We start from the raw sequence: 13110 nt of genomic DNA, 5'->3' as shown, positions 1-13110 counted from the left end.
CCCCTGTCGTCGTCAGGCTCGCAACCTAGCCCGCGAACCGGACGCATCACGTCCGGTTCGCACACGGCATACTCGCCGCATGGCGCACAGTGGCTCATCACCGAGCGGAGTGGTCTTCCCCGAGGTCGACGGCAAGCGGTCCACGTCCGCCCTGGGACGCGCGGTCGTGGCGGACGCGCTGCGCCCGGTCGACCCGGTGGGGGCGCAGGCGGCCGAACGCGAGACGAACTGGCGCCAGGGCTACCTCACACACTTCCGGCGGATGGTCGAGGCCGGGCTGCTGCGCGACGGCGAGGCCGCGGTCGACATCGCCCGAGCGGGTCTGGGCTCCCTCCACGAGCGGATGCGCTGCGCCACCGCACGTGGCGAGGTGTCCCTGGCCGAGGCGTTCACGGTGACGCCGGAGTCCGGCCCTGCGCTGGAGACCGCGACGGTGCGCGGCTCCGGTGAGCGGGCCACCACGCTGACGCTGCCCGTGCACGGCGAGCGCCTGAGCGGGGACGCGCTCCACCGGCAGCTGGACCGCTGGGTCGCCGCCGGGACGCTGGAGCCCTCTGCCGCGGACAAGGTCCGCGACGTGATGGCCCACCCCGACTGGCTCGACCTCTCCGGGGACAAGGTCGTGGTGCTCGGCGCGGGGGCCGAGATGGGACCGCTGCGCGCGCTGCTGTCCTGGGGCGCCGAGGTCGTCGGCGTGGACCTGCCGCGACCCGACATCTGGAAGCGCGTCCTCGAGGTGGCCGCCGGATCGGCCGGCACGCTGCACCTCCCGGTCGCGGCAGGCGCAGGTTCCGCGCCTGGCTCCGGCGCCGCCACCCCGTCCGACCTCGCGATGGACGCCGGCGCCGACCTCGTGCACGGCCTCCCCTCGGTGGCGCACTGGCTCACCGGCCTCGACGGCCCCCTCGTGCTGGGCAACTACGTGTATGCCGACGGGGCGACGAACGTGCGCGTGGCGATGGCCGTCGATGCGCTCAGCGTCGAGCTGCTGAAGCGCCGCGACGACGTCGCCCTGGCCTTCCTGGCGACGCCGACCGACGTGTTCGCGGTGCCGGGTGCGGCGGTCGACTTCTCCACCCGCGCCTACCGGTCCCCGTCCGCCGCGATGCGGGTGCTGCGACCGGCGCTGCGCACGGTCAGCGGCGGCCGACTGCTCCAGCGCAACTACGCCCCGGGGAGTGCCCCCGGGCTCAACGACAGCCTCGTCCCGCAGCAGGGGCCCAACTACGCGCTCGCCAAGCGGTTGCAGCGTTGGCGTGCCACGGTCGCAGCCCGCGAAGGCGTGACGGTGTCCCTCAACGTCGCGCCACCGACGCGCACGCGTTCGGTCGTCAAGAACCGTGTCCTCGCCTCGGCCTACGCCGGCGCCCACCGGTTCGGCATCGAGGTCTTCACACCAGCCACGAGCAACACCCTGATGGCCGCCCTTCTGGTGCACGACCTGCGTTCGGCAGCTGCGCAGCCGACCCGCGCGCCGTGGCTGGCCGAGGCTGACGGTGCGGTGCACGGGGGGCTCTGGCGGACGGCATACGACCCGCGCAGCGCGCTGGGGCTCGCGGTCGTGCTCGGACTGGGCTCCGCGCGGGGCTGACGTCCGCGCCGGTCAGGGGTAGTTCGGGACGAATTGTCCTTTCCTGAACCAATCCAGACCGGGGCCTGAACCCTACTCACCAGTCGTCCCGTTGGGTGGGTGCACGCGCTCCCCAGTGACGGCGAATCCGCAACGCCGCGGGGGCCCGTGACTGAAGGGAGCCCGACAATGACCCGTAGGCGACGACAACTGGCCGTGGTGTCGGCCACTGCAGCCCTGGCCGTGGCGGTGACCTCCGCCCTGCCGGGAGCGGCAGCGGCGCAGGCACCGACGAAGGCGAAGGGATCTGGCTTCCTCGGCGAGGACAGCCACCACCTCGACGACCTGGACACCCGTACCTCGAGGGCCCAACCCTCCACGGAACAGAAGGCGGCTGCGGCACAGACCCGCTCCGGCAACCAGCGCGGGGCGGCACCGGCCACCGTGACCTGGAACCGGTTCGGATCCGCGGCGACCATCACCCCCGCCGGCACGGGGGCGACCGCACTCGCGACAGGGCTCGGCAAGGACCCCGTCGCCGCAGCCCGCGCCTACCTCGTGCGCCAGGCGACGGTGCTCGGGCTCACCGAGTCCGACATCGACGCGATGGAGCACGTCACCACCAACGAGATCGGCGGCAGCTCGGCGGTCATGTTCCGCCAGGTCGTCGGCGGCGTCCCCGCAGGGCTCGACGGTCTCGTGGTGGTCGCCGTGGAGGACGGCACTGCCCGGTACCTGACCTCGTCGCTCGCCCCGACCCGCGGCGCCGCCGTGGCCCGGACAGCTGCGCCGAAGCTCACCCCCGAGCAGGCCCTCATCCGCGCGGCCGGCAACATCGGCCACAAGGTGTCGGACGTCAAGCGCTCCGCCCCGTCGAACGCCCGGACCGCCGACACGGGCTGGACGTCGTTGCAGGCCAAGGGACTCCTGGGTGACCAGCAGGTCAAGCAGGTCGCCGTCCCGGTCCCCGGTGGGGCCGCCCGCACGGCGTACCACGTCGTCACCCGCGCCGAGCAGGACGAGGGCTACTCGGTCTACGTCGACGCGGCGACCGGCGAGGTGCTCGCCCGCGACGGCCTGGTGGACCACGACAGCGACAACCCGCGCTGGTCGGTCTTCACCTCCGTGCCCGAGGTCTCGCAGGCACCGGCCGACACCAGGGTGCAGTGGTGCTGGACCACCGCGTCCGGGTGCTCCGAGTCGGTGCAGAACCCCGCTTCCCCGCTGGCCTGGGACGTCGACCCCGTCACGAAGATGACCACGACGACCACCAGCGGCAACAACGCCACCAGTGGTGAGCGCTGGGTCGCCGGCGGGGTGGTCACCCCGGCAACGCAACGCAGCGATCGCAGCTACACATATCCCTTCACGGGGCAGTGGACCAAGGAGCGCTGCAACCCGGCGAACTACGCCAGCCCGCAGCGCAACGACATCGACGCTGCGACGTCCAACCTGTTCGCGATGCACAACCGCATGCACGACTGGTCCTACCAGCTCGGCTACACCGAGTCGGCCTGGAACATGCAGCGCGACAACTTGGGCAAGGGTGGCCTCGGCGGCGACCCGGAGCTCGGTTACAGCCAGTCCGGGGCCAAGTCAGGCTCGCGCAACAACGCCAACCAGGGGACGCCTCCTGACGGCATCAGCGGTTACAGCAACATGTACCTCTGGCAGCCGCTGGCCGGCTCGTTCTACGCGCCCTGCGTCGACGGCGACTACGACATGTCGGTGATCGGGCACGAGTACGGACACGGCATCAGCAACCGCATGGCCGGGGGCCCGGACCGTGGCCTCTCCGGCCTGCAGGCCGGCGCCATGGGCGAGAGCTGGTCGGACCTGATGGCCACCGAGTACCTGCAGGAGCAGGGTTACGTGCCGTTCAGCTCGACGGCGACGCCGATGGGCGCCTACGTCACGGGCAACGCCGACCACGGCATCCGCAACTACAACTTCAGCAAGAGCCCGCTCAACTACAGCAACGTGGGCTACGACCAGACCGGACCGCAGGTCCACGCCGACGGCGAGATCTGGTCGGCGACGCACAGCGACATCCGCAGCGCGTTCATCACGCGTTACGGCGGTGGCGACGCGGAGCTGCAGAAGAGCTGCGCCACGGGCGCGACGAAGGTGGAGGCCTGCCCGGGCAACCGTCGCTGGATCCAGCTGGTCTTCGACGCCTGGCTGCTGATGCCCTCGGGTGCGGTCAGCATGACCGACGCCCGCGACGCGATGCTCGCCGCGGACCTGCTGCGGTTCAAGGGCGCCAACCAGGACCTCCTCTGGGACGCCTTCGCCGCCCGGGGTATGGGGCGCGGAGCCTCGTCGACGAGCAGCGCGGACTCCGCGCCGATCCCGTCCTTCGAGTCGCCGTACGCCAAGAACGCGACCCTCACGTTCAACCCCTCGGGCGACAGTGGCCGCCCGGTCACGGGGGCCAAGGTCTACGTGGGTGAGTACACCGCTCGGTCGCGGCCCATCGCCGACACAGACCCGGCCACCAGCTTGGGCTCGTCGTTCACGACGGTGCCGGGGACGGCGACCTACACGGTGACCGCTCCGGGCTACGCCCAGAAGCAGTTCACCTTCACGGCCAAGCCGGGCCAGACACGGGCCATGCCGGTCTCGCTCACCACCAACCTCGCCAGCACGCTGGCCGGGGCCACGGTGACGGGTGCGGGCACCAAGGTCACGGCGATGACCGACGGCGACGAGGGCACCACGGCGACGACGGGCGACGCCCCGACGGCCGCGCAGAAGGTGTTCACGATCGACCTCGCGGGCGGCCGACAGGTCGTGCGCAAGGTCCAGGTCAGCGCGCTGCCCGAGCCGGGCTCAGCCGGGAGGTTCCAGAACCTGCGCCAGTTCAAGGTCTGGGCCTGCGACGCCAAGGGCCGCGTGTCCTGCGCCCAGGACGGCGACTACCGCGAGGTGTTCACCTCCCCGGCGGACGCTTTCCCCGGGACCGCCCCGCGGCCGGTGGCGCCGGAGCTCAAAATGCGCGAGTTCGACATCCCGCAGACCGCAGCCACGCACCTGCGCATCGAGCTGGTGACCAACCAGTGCCAAGGAGGGCCGGCGTTCCAGGGCGAGCAGGACGACGACCCGGCGAACGCGACCGACTGCACCACCGCCTACAGCGGGGCGCAGAAGATCGCCGTGAGCGAGGTCCAGGTCCTGCGCCGCTGAGGGCCAAGGGCCAAGATGGGTGCCGCGTGCCTGTTGAGGCACGCGGCACCTTCATCTTCCCGGGGTGGATCCAGCAACGCGCGGGGAGGAGCCGGCTCCCAGGGGGCTCACGGCGCCTTGCGGGCCTTGACCGCGAGCACCGCGCAAGGGGCGTCGAGCAGCACCTGCTGGGAGGTGCTGCCGAGGAAGAGCTTGCCCACCGGCGAGCGCTGCCGCATGCCGATGACGATCAGGTCCGCGTCCTCCTCGGCGGCGACCCGGAGGATCTCCTCGGCGGCCGTCAGTCCGCCCGTGGGTTGGACCACGTCATGGTCGAGGCCGGTCTTGGCCAGCTCGGCCCGGATGGCGTCGATGTCCTGCGCGGTGGCGAAGCTCGGCGTGGCGAAGTCCCCGTTCTGACCGGTGTTGATGACGACGAGCCGCGAGCCGTGCAGCAGCGCCTCGTCCTTGGCACGCTCGAAGGCCGCCACCCCCTCCGGACTGGGGATGTAGCCCACGACCACCGCGCCGGTCACGACGGGACCTCTTCGAGGCGCTTGGCACCCGTCATGATGGCGACACCCTCACCCATGTCGTGGGTCTGGGGCGTGATGACCCCCGCCCGGCCACCGAGGCGCTGGATGTGGATCCGGTCGGCGACCTCCCACACGTGCGGCATGTTGTGGCTGATGAGGATGACCGACAGGCCCCGGTCGCGCAGCTGCTTGATCATGTCGAGCACCATGCCGGACTCCTTGACACCCAGGGCGGCGGTCGGCTCGTCGAGGACGACGACCTTGCTCCCGAACGCCGCCGCCCGTGCGACCGCCACGGCCTGGCGCTGGCCACCGGAGAGGGTCTCCACCGCCTGGCTCATGTTCTGGATCGTCTGGATGCCGAGGTCCTGCACCGACTGCCCGGCGCGCTTCTCCATGCCCTTCTTGTCGAGCATCCGCAGGACCGAGCCGAGCGGACCCTTGCGGCGCTCCTCGCGAGCGAGGTAGAGGTTGCTCGCGATGTCGAGCGCAGGGATGACGGCCAGCTGCTGGTAGACCGTCTCGATACCTGCCTCCCGAGCATCCTGCGGCTTGCGGAAGTGCACCGGCTTGCCGTTCATCGTGATCTCACCGTCATCGGCGACATAGGCACCGGTGAGGCACTTGATGAGGGTGGACTTGCCGGCACCGTTGTCGCCGATGACCGCGAGGACCTCACCGGGGTAGAGGTCGAGGTCGACACCGTCGAGTCCGACGACGCGGCCGAAGGTGATGACGAGCTTGCGGGCCGAGAGGACCGGCTCCTTGGCGTAGATGGCCTCCTTGCCGGCGGGCACCCCGCCGTGGGCGACCTCGAGCGTGCTGGTGCTCATGCCTTCACCTTCCTGATCCACTGGTCGACAGCCACGGCCACGATGACGAGGACGCCGGTTGCAAGGACACGCCACTGCTGGTTGACGCCCATCTGGGACAGACCGAAGGCGAACGTCTGGACGATGAGGGCACCGATGAGGGTGCCGATGAGGCGGCCGCGTCCACCGAAGAGGCTGGTGCCACCGATGACGACCGCCGTGATGCTGGCGAGGTTGGCGTCGGGCGCCGCGTTGGGGGTGGCGGCACCGGCGCGGCCGATGAGGATCCAGCCGGCGATGCCGTAGATCAGTCCGGCCACGGTGTAGACGACGAGCAGGATGCGCTTGCTCGGCACACCGGAGAGCCGGGCAGACTCGGCGTCGTCACCGACTGCGTAGACGTAGCGCCCCCAAGCGGTCTGCGAGAGCACGAACCCCATCACGGCGTAGATGAGGACGACGACGACGATGCCCCAGGTGAGTCGGAAGTCCCCGATGGCGAAGCCCTCGCCGAGGAAGTTGAGCAGCCGGGGCAGGTGGTCGGCCTGGATGCTCTCACCGCCTGAGTAGAGCAGCGCGATGGCCGTGAAGATGCTCAACGTGCCGAGGGTGACGATGAAAGGGGGGAGGTTGATCCGTGTCACGAGCAGGCCGTTGAGGCAGCCGGCCCCCGTCGCGAGGATGATCCCGATCGCCAACGCGAGGACGGCCGGCATCCCGCCGTCCTTGGCGAGCGTGGCGGTCACCATCATCGACAGCACCATGATCGCGCCGACCGACAGGTCGATGCCGGCGGTGAGGATGACCAGCGTCTGGCCCACGGCGAGCGCCGCCACCACCGCCGTCTGCTGGAGCAGGATGCCCATCGAGTTGGCGGTGAGGAACGTCGGCGTCGCGATGAAGAACGCCACGAAGGTGATGAGCAGCAGGAAGAGCGGGCTCAACCACGGCTTGCCGTGCAGTTGGTGCTGGACGCGTTGGAGGGGGGACTGCTGCCGCCGAGCGAACTCGGCGGCGGCAGACGTGACCTCGGTGGTGGTGCTCATGGTCAGTTGCCCCAGCAGATCTTGGCACCCTGGTCAGAGGTGATGCTGGGCACGCCGTCAGCCTTCTTGTCAGTGACCAGGGCGACACCGGTGTCGAAGAAGTCGAGACCATCGGTGACCTTCGGCTTCTCGCCACCGCGGGCGATCTTGGCGATGGCCTCCATGCCGAGCGTGGCCATCTTGAGCGGGTACTGCTGGGCGGTCGCACCGATGACGCCGCTCTTGACGCTGGCGACACCAGCGCAGCCGCCGTCCACCGAGACGATCATGGCGGTCTTGCCGGCAGCCTTGAGGGCGGCGTTGGCACCGACGGCCGTCGGCTCGTTGATCGTGTAGACAACGTTGATGTTGGGGTTCTTCGCGAGGCACTTCTCCATCGCGGAGCGTCCACCGTCCTCGGCGCCCTGACCGGCTTCGTTGCAGGCGATCGTGTAGTCGCCGCCCTTACCGCCCGTGTACTTGCCGGTCTTGGCCTCGTCGCCGTTCTTCTTCGGGTCGTTGACGGGGATGCCCATGCCCTCGAGGAAGCCCTGATCGCGGTTGTAGTCGACCGAGACGATCTTGTCGTCGAAGAGGTCGAGGAGAGCGATCGTGGCAGCCTTGCCGCCGAGCTGCGCCGCCGCCCACTGGCCGTCGAGCTTGCCGGCGTTGCGGTTGTTGGTGGCGAAGGTGATGTCGACCGTGTCAGCCGGGTCGGGCGGGGTGTCGAGGGCGATGACGAAGAGCTTGGCGTCGCGCGCCTTCTTGATGGCGGCGTTGACGCCGGTGCTCATCGGCGTGATGAGGATGCCCTTGTCGCCGCGGGCGATGGCGTCCTCGATGGCCGTGATCTGGCCCTGGTCGTCGCCCTCCTGCTTGCCCGAGGCGACCGTCAGCTTGACGTTGTTCTTTCCGGCGTCGGCCTTGGCGCCCTTCTGCATGGCGACGAAGAACGGGTTGGTGGAGTCCTTGGTGATCAGGGTGACGCCGACCGGGGCACCGCCTCCACTGCCACTGGCGGTGTCGGACGAGCTGGACCGGTTGCAGGCGCTGAGGCCGAAGGCGGCGGAGACGGCGACCGTCACGGCAAGACTGCGTCGCAGGGTCGGGTTCTGCAGGGTGATACGAGGCATGAAGGTGCTCCCCTTCTCAGGCGGCGCCATCGCCGCGTGACAACGTTGTCAGGACAATTTGTAGCCTTAGGTTGTGCCGTTGTCAACGGGTCATGTACAACTAGGCTCGTGATCGTGACATCGTTGTCAAACGAGGACCGCCGCCCGCCGCGCGCCACCATGCGCGAAGTGGCGGCCCTCGCCGGGGTCAGCCTCAAAACCGTGTCGCGGGTGGTCAACCGTGAGGGCGGGGTGTCACCGGACGTGGTGGCCAGGGTCGAGCGAGCGGTGTCCCAGCTCGGCTACCGGCACAACCTGGCGGCGAGCAACCTGCGGCGCGGCAACGGCAGGAGCGCCATGGTCGGCGCCCTGCTCCAGGACGTCAGCAACTCGTTCTCCTCCAGCCTGCTGCGCAGCCTCGAGGACGCCGGCCGCGACCGGGACGTCGCCATCGTCTCCTCCAGCCTCGACGAGGAGCCCGAGCGCGAGCGAGCGCTGGTCGAGGGCTTGGTCCGGCGTCGCGTCGACGGCCTGCTCCTCATGCCGGCCACCCAGCGGCACGACTACCTCGCCGACGACCTGCGCAGCGGTCTGCCGATCGTCTTCGTCGACCGGCGGCCCAACGGCGTCGACACCGACTCGGTCACGGTCGACAACGCCCTCGGCGCACGGATGGCGGTGGAGCACCTCCTGGCCCAGGGGCACCGGCGCATCGCGTTCCTCGGTGACATGCCCACGATCCAGACCGCCCAGACGCGGCACGACGGATACGTCGCCACGCTCCGCGCTGCGCACATCGAACCCGATGCGTCACTCAGCGCGGTGTCCCTGCGTTCCCCCGAGGACGCAGCGGCCGCGCTGAACCGCCTGCTCGACCTCCCGGATCCCCCGACGGCCATCTTCGCGGCGCGGAACTCGTTGGCCATCGGGGCGATTCGTGCGCTGCACCAGCGTGGGCTCGCCGGCTCCGTGGCGCTCGTCGGCTTCGATGACTTCCCCCTGGCCGACATCGTCGACCCTCCCTTGACCGTGGTGAAGCAGAACGTCGCGATGATCGGCTCCGAAGTGGCCAAACGGCTGTTCGCGCGCATCGACGGCGACACCTCCGCCCCCCAACACGTCGTGCTCACCCCCGAGCTCGTCATCCGCGGCTCCGGCGAGATCAGGCCTGCCTCGTAGGTCGCCCGGACCGCTCGTGGTCGGTAGGCATCGCCGCCCGTTCACGCTGTCCTGCAAGCGGACGCACCGAGCCGCAGACGGGGAGGGCGCCGAAGTCCTTGCGCTGCAACGGTGCCGCGTGACGCCACCGCGGACGAGCCGGGTATGCCGTGTGCGCACAGGACGCGATCGTCCCGACGATCGACCGGGTGACCGCCAGCGGGCTCACGTCCCGCTCGCATTCGGGTCGGTGGCGGCCTGCCCCTGGCCCGGCACGCCGGGCTGCAACTGCTGACCGGGCGACTGCTGCGTGCCCGGTTGGGTGCCCTGCCGGCCGAACCCGCCCGGCCACCGACCGCCGAACCCGCCCGGCTGGAACTGACCTCCACCGCTCTGGGCCGATCCCACCGGGAGCGCCGCCGCTGCCCCGACCGCGCCCATGGCCGAGATGCCGATGGCCAGCGCGGCCGCCACTGCGGTCTTGCGCCCCGACCAGACCGGGGGGTGGAGCGCGGGCGCCGTGCTCGCGGGAGCGGGCTGCGCCGGCGAGTGCGCCTCATACGGGGTCGGGGACTGGATGTGGTTCGGGGACTGGATGTAGTGAGGGGACTGGATGTAGTGAGGGGACTGGACGCCGTGCGGGGCCGGCGGCGGCACGTCCTGTGCCATGGTCCGGGTGGTGGCCCAAGCGACCGGTGCGGTGTCGTCGCTGCGGTCGAGGTCGCTAGGGGTGGTGGGGTTCGTCATCGGACGCCTCCGGGATCAGGGTGGCTCGGTCCCCTCGAGCGTCGACGCGAGGCCTGTGCGCGTCCTGTGGCAACGGTGTCGGGCGACTGAGCATCGCGGCGTCGGGAGCACCGACGGGCTACCCGTGCTCCTTCTTGTGCGCGGCGCGCCAGGTCGTGTACTCGGCGACCCCTTCGACCTCGTCCCAGGCCGACTTGAAGATGCGCGCCGACTCAGCCTTGCCCGGGTCCTGCGGACCCCGCGGCAGCTCGGCCCGACCATGGGCGCCGCTCACCCCACGCTGGTCCGGCGGGACGGGACCGTCGTACTTGCGACCGCCGGGGTGGTTGGCGCAGCGCCGGACCCGGGTGAACCCCATCTGGAGGAACTTGCGAGCCATGTCGGCTCCGACGAGGTCCCCCGAGGCGAGGTAGTCGTCGAAGGCCGCCCTGATGGCCGTCGCACTCTCCCGCGCCACGTCGGGGTCCTTGAACCGCCAGAGGGGCAGCAGCTCGTCCTTGTAGGGCTGCACCGTCAGGACCCCCTGCTCGCCGCGACCGACCCGATAGCGCTCGGGCTGGGACCTGACGTCGACCGCCTCGGGGCTCGGCGGGTCCTCGGCCTTTCGCCGTCGTTCGGGAGTCACCCCTGCAGTATGTCCGGGATCCACCACAGGGGTTTCACAGAATTCACACAGTCTGTGCGTGGCCTTTGCCCAGTGAACGGGTGTTGTCTTGGCCCATGAACACGCAGCCGTCCACCTCCGCCAAGCTCCAGCGCATCGACGGCTCCCCGGTGCGGGTGCTCGTCGTCGACGACGAGAGCAACCTCACCGAGCTCCTCTCGATGGCCCTGCGCTACGAGGGCTGGGAGGTGCGGACGGCTTCCAACGGTGCCAGCGCGGTGCGTGCCGCGCGCGAGTTCCAGCCCGACGCCGTGGCCCTCGACATGATGCTGCCGGACTTCGACGGCCTCGAGGTGCTGCGTCGGATGCGCTCGGACTCCCCCAGCGTGCCGGTCCTGTTCCTCACCGCCAAAGACGCGGTCGAGGACCGGGTCGCAGGCCTCACCGCCGGCGGGGACGACTACGTCACCAAGCCGTTCAGCCTGGAGGAGGTCGTCGCCAGGCTCCGCGCGCTGATGCGGCGCACCGCCGTCGTCACCGACGAGTCCTCCTCGGTGATCGTGGTCGGTGACCTCACCATGGACGAGGACAGCCACGAGGTGAGCCGAGGTGGCACGCAGATCGCGCTCACCGCAACCGAGTTCGAGCTGCTGCGCTACCTCATGCGCAACCCCAAGCGCGTCCTGTCGAAGGCCCAGATCCTCGACCGCGTCTGGAACTACGACTTCGGTGGCCAGGCCAACGTCGTCGAGCTCTACATCTCCTACCTGCGCAAGAAGATCGACGCCGGGCGCGAGCCGATGATCCACACGATGCGCGGCGTCGGGTACGTCCTCAAGCCCGCTTCATGAGCCCGGCTCCAGCCGTCGGGGCCGCCCGCAGCCGACTCCGACCCGCCACGTGGTCCCTGGGCGCCAAGCTCGTGGCCACCGTCGTCGGCCTCTTCCTCGCGGTCACCCTCGCGACGTCGTCACTGACCGTCCTGCTGCTCCACGACTACCTTCAGGGCCAGCTCGACCAGGATCTGCGCTCCAGCGCCGTGCGCCTCGGCGGCGCCCCCGATGACGGGGACGGGGACAGGCGACTCCCGCCGGGGGGTGCACCCCCCGGCGGTGCGGGCCGGTTCCTCACCCTGACCCTCGCGGGCGGGACGGTGACCAACAACCGGGTCGTCCGCGGCGACACCTACGGCAGCCTCAACTCCGAGCAGATCGCCCAGATCGACGCGGCGGGCATCGGGCAGGACCCCACGACGCTCGACGTCACCGGTCTCGGTGAGTACCGCCTCGTGTCCACCCGAAACCACGGCGGAGCCACGACCATCACCGGGCTGCCACTGGCCGGGGTCACCGAGACCATCAACAAGATGGTCAGCCTCGTCGTCGGAGGCACGATCATCGGCTTCGTGCTGGTCGGCACCGGCGGCCTGTGGCTCGTGCGCCGCAACCTCGCCCCGCTCCAGCGCGTCGCCCACACCGCGACCCAGGTGTCGCGCCTCAAGCTCGACTCCGGTGACGTGGCCCTGGCCGAGCGGGTGCCCTCCGCGGACACCGACGCGCGCACCGAGGTGGGCCAGGTCGGCCTCGCCCTCAACAACATGCTCGACAACGTCGAGGGCGCTCTGCAGGCCCGGCACGAGAGCGAGCAGCGGGTGCGGCAGTTCGTCGCCGACGCCTCCCACGAGCTGCGGACGCCCCTCGCCTCCATCAGGGGGTATGCCGAGCTGTCCCGTCGCGAGCACGAGCCGGTGCCCGCGTCGGTCACGCACGCCTTGTCGCGCGTCGAGTCCGAGGCGCTGCGGATGCAGGGGCTGGTCGAGGACCTCCTCCTGCTGGCCCGGCTCGATGCCGGTCGCCCGCTCGAGCGCGAGCCCGTCGACCTGTCCCTGCTGGCGATGGACGCGGTCAGCGATGCCCATGCGGCCGCCCCCGACCACCGGTGGGAGCTCGACCTCCCGGACGAACCCATCGAGGTCACCGGAGACCAGGCCCGCCTGCACCAGGTGGTCGCCAACCTGCTCGCCAACGCCCGCGCCCACACCCCGGAAGGCACCAAGGTCGTCACGTCCGTGCGCCCCGACGGCCGGTGGATCCGCCTCAGCGTGGCCGACAACGGTCCAGGCGTGCCGAAGCCGTTGCAGCCCAACGTGTTCCAGCGGTTCACCAGGGGAGACGACTCGCGCAACCGCGCCGCCGGGTCGACGGGCCTGGGCCTGTCGATCGTCGACGCCGTGGCCAAGTCCCACGGCGGCCGCGTCGAGCTCCACAGCTCCCCCGGCGACACCACCTTCAGCGTCCTGCTCCCCGCCCACTGACCCCGGTCCCTCACCGGCGCGGGCTCACTCCCCTGGCTCAGGGATGCCACAGGGGCCGCACAGTGAC

Annotated in this window: 11 protein-coding genes; 5 read left to right on the top strand and 6 right to left on the bottom strand. The window is 70.5% G+C overall.

Features of this window, described 5'->3' with window-relative positions; translation table 11 throughout:
• The first annotated feature begins 79 nt into the window (after positions 1-79).
• Both ABEG17_RS09465 and ABEG17_RS09460 read left to right on the top strand, forming a co-directional pair.
• Positions 80-1591: a hypothetical protein gene (locus ABEG17_RS09465; protein WP_406833035.1), complete on the top strand. Its 1512-nt coding sequence runs from the start codon at positions 80-82 to the stop codon at positions 1589-1591.
• 168 nt (positions 1592-1759) lie between these two features.
• On the top strand, positions 1760-4756 hold the full coding sequence (locus ABEG17_RS09460; RefSeq protein ID WP_406833034.1) for a M36 family metallopeptidase: 2997 nt from the start codon (positions 1760-1762) through the stop codon (positions 4754-4756).
• Between the two features lie 107 nt (positions 4757-4863).
• Here the strand turns inward: ABEG17_RS09460 and ABEG17_RS09455 are convergent, their stop codons facing one another.
• The 4 genes from ABEG17_RS09455 to ABEG17_RS09440 are packed head-to-tail and all read right to left on the bottom strand — an operon-like array spanning position 4864 to position 8241.
• On the bottom strand, positions 4864-5271 hold the full coding sequence (locus ABEG17_RS09455; protein WP_406833033.1) for a universal stress protein: 408 nt from the start codon (positions 5269-5271) through the stop codon (positions 4864-4866).
• Entirely contained in the window at positions 5268-6104 is an 837-nt protein-coding gene (locus tag ABEG17_RS09450; RefSeq protein ID WP_406833032.1) for an ATP-binding cassette domain-containing protein, read from the bottom strand. Before ABEG17_RS09450 ends, ABEG17_RS09455 begins: the two co-directional genes overlap by 4 nt.
• The gene (locus ABEG17_RS09445) at positions 6101-7129 is read right to left on the bottom strand and encodes an ABC transporter permease (RefSeq protein WP_406833031.1); all 1029 of its coding nucleotides are present in this window, start codon (positions 7127-7129) and stop codon (positions 6101-6103) included. The genes ABEG17_RS09450 and ABEG17_RS09445 overlap by 4 nt, the downstream gene beginning before the upstream one ends.
• Before the next feature lie 2 nt (positions 7130-7131).
• Positions 7132-8241: a substrate-binding domain-containing protein gene (locus ABEG17_RS09440; RefSeq protein ID WP_406833030.1), complete on the bottom strand. Its 1110-nt coding sequence runs from the start codon at positions 8239-8241 to the stop codon at positions 7132-7134.
• A 114-nt stretch (positions 8242-8355) separates the two neighbouring features.
• On the opposite strand from ABEG17_RS09440, the gene ABEG17_RS09435 reads away from it, so the two are divergent.
• The gene (locus tag ABEG17_RS09435) at positions 8356-9399 is read left to right on the top strand and encodes a LacI family DNA-binding transcriptional regulator (RefSeq protein WP_406833029.1); all 1044 of its coding nucleotides are present in this window, start codon (positions 8356-8358) and stop codon (positions 9397-9399) included.
• A gap of 204 nt (positions 9400-9603) precedes the next feature.
• Here ABEG17_RS09435 and ABEG17_RS09430 read toward each other — a convergent pair whose 3' ends face one another.
• Positions 9604-10125, bottom strand: coding sequence for a hypothetical protein (locus ABEG17_RS09430; RefSeq protein ID WP_406833028.1), 522 nt, complete (start codon positions 10123-10125; stop codon positions 9604-9606).
• Positions 10126-10243: 118 nt separating this feature from the next.
• Entirely contained in the window at positions 10244-10750 is a 507-nt protein-coding gene (locus ABEG17_RS09425; RefSeq protein ID WP_406833027.1) for a DUF4385 domain-containing protein, read from the bottom strand.
• 95 nt (positions 10751-10845) lie between these two features.
• Here ABEG17_RS09425 and ABEG17_RS09420 point away from each other — a divergent pair, with 95 nt between their 5' ends.
• On the top strand, positions 10846-11580 hold the full coding sequence (locus tag ABEG17_RS09420) for a response regulator transcription factor (RefSeq protein ID WP_406833026.1): 735 nt from the start codon (positions 10846-10848) through the stop codon (positions 11578-11580).
• Positions 11577-13043: an ATP-binding protein gene (locus tag ABEG17_RS09415; RefSeq protein WP_406833025.1), complete on the top strand. Its 1467-nt coding sequence runs from the start codon at positions 11577-11579 to the stop codon at positions 13041-13043. The genes ABEG17_RS09420 and ABEG17_RS09415 overlap by 4 nt, the downstream gene beginning before the upstream one ends.
• The last annotated feature ends 67 nt before the right edge of the window (positions 13044-13110 follow it).

The sequence above is a fragment of the Pedococcus sp. KACC 23699 genome (assembly GCF_045348425.1).
Classification (GTDB): domain Bacteria; phylum Actinomycetota; class Actinomycetes; order Actinomycetales; family Dermatophilaceae; genus Pedococcus.
The sequence above is the reverse complement of the archived record's forward strand: the minus strand, read 5'-3'. Positions and strand labels throughout refer to the sequence as shown.

Bases quoted from the DNA above. Each gene is read 5' to 3' on its own strand.
- ABEG17_RS09465 (WP_406833035.1), top strand. From the start codon at position 80: ATGGCGCACAGTGGCTCATCACCGAGCGGAGTGGTCTTCCCCGAGGTC.
- ABEG17_RS09460 (WP_406833034.1), top strand. From the start codon at position 1,760: ATGACCCGTAGGCGACGACAACTGGCCGTGGTGTCGGCCACTGCAGCC.
- ABEG17_RS09450 (WP_406833032.1), bottom strand. From the start codon at position 6,104: ATGAGCACCAGCACGCTCGAGGTCGCCCACGGCGGGGTGCCCGCCGGC.
- ABEG17_RS09445 (WP_406833031.1), bottom strand. From the start codon at position 7,129: ATGAGCACCACCACCGAGGTCACGTCTGCCGCCGCCGAGTTCGCTCGG.
- ABEG17_RS09440 (WP_406833030.1), bottom strand. From the start codon at position 8,241: ATGCCTCGTATCACCCTGCAGAACCCGACCCTGCGACGCAGTCTTGCC.
- ABEG17_RS09430 (WP_406833028.1), bottom strand. From the start codon at position 10,125: ATGACGAACCCCACCACCCCTAGCGACCTCGACCGCAGCGACGACACC.
- ABEG17_RS09420 (WP_406833026.1), top strand. From the start codon at position 10,846: ATGAACACGCAGCCGTCCACCTCCGCCAAGCTCCAGCGCATCGACGGC.
- ABEG17_RS09415 (WP_406833025.1), top strand. From the start codon at position 11,577: ATGAGCCCGGCTCCAGCCGTCGGGGCCGCCCGCAGCCGACTCCGACCC.